Consider the following 1,225-nt stretch of genomic DNA (forward strand, 5'->3'; position numbering starts at 1 on the left):
CGTTTGCCGCGAAGGCCTCGTTGTTGCTGCTGTTTCTCGGCAGCACCCTCTATGTGCATTTACGCGGCAAGGCGCGTCTGCCGGTGTTGCGCCAGTTCGTTAACCATTCGGCACTGTTCGCACCCTATAACGCCTTGATGTACCTGTTTTCCGGCGTGCCTTCGAAACCGTATCTGGATCGCAGCAAGTTCCCGGAACTGGATGTGCTCAGGGACAACTGGGAGGTGATTCGCGACGAAGCGATGCACTTGTTCGACGAGGGCTATATCCGTGCGGCGGCAAAGAACAACGACGCCGGTTTTGGTTCGYTCTTCAAGAAGGGCTGGAAGCGTTTCTACCTCAAGTGGTATGACAAACCGCTGCCTTCTGCCGAAACCTTGTGTCCGAGAACCGTGGAACTGGTCAGCAGCATTCCCAACGTCAAGGGCGCCATGTTTGCGCTGCTGCCGGGTGGCAGCCACCTCAACCCGCATCGCGATCCGTTTGCCGGCTCCCTGCGTTATCACCTGGGGCTGTCGACACCGAACTCCGACGATTGCCGCATCTTTGTCGACGGTCAGGTTTACGCCTGGCGCGATGGGGAAGACGTGATGTTCGACGAAACCTACGTGCACTGGGTCAAGAATGAAACGGAAAAGACCCGCGTCATCCTGTTCTGCGACATCGAACGTCCGCTGAGCAATCGCTTAATGACCCGCATCAATCGCAGTATCAGCGCATGGCTGGGCCGTGCAACTGCGCCGCAAAACCTCGATGACGAGCGTGTGGGCGGGATCAACAAGGCTTACGCCTGGAGCAAGAACTCCAGCGATAAATTCAGCGGTGTGGTCAAACAGTGGAAACGCCGTAATCCCAAGGCGTATCGCGTATTGCGGCCGATATTGGCGGTAGCGGTATCGGGATTGTTGGCCTATTGGTTGTTTGGCTGAAGTTGAAGCTGTCCTGCGGGTCAGGAAAAAGGATCGTCAACTGGCGATCTTTTTTTTGATTTGCGGGAACTTTCTCGCAGGTTTGTAGTACGATTCCTGACCGAAAATAACGTCAAGCCATGGATGATTTACACAGAGCCCGCCTCAGCCTGGACTGTGCCCTTGGTTTTTCCTGTCATTTAGGCTTTCGATCACTTTGTCAGCCCCCGCCTTCGCCCCCTGGAATTGGAGTTTTTTACATGGTGTTTGTATTCGAGATGTTCGAAACTTCACCTGAATCAGGCTGAAAGCCAAGC

Annotated in this window: 1 protein-coding gene; it reads left to right on the forward strand. The window is 54.7% G+C overall.

The genetic code is table 11. From position 1 onward, the window contains the following. On the forward strand, positions 1-929 hold a 929-nt coding region (locus tag ACXRVY_RS30095; RefSeq protein ID WP_458239085.1), incomplete at its 5' end, for an aspartyl/asparaginyl beta-hydroxylase domain-containing protein. Between the last annotated feature and the right edge of the window lie 296 nt (positions 930-1,225).

The sequence above is a fragment of the Pseudomonas sp. P5_A2_2 genome (genome assembly GCF_054177685.1).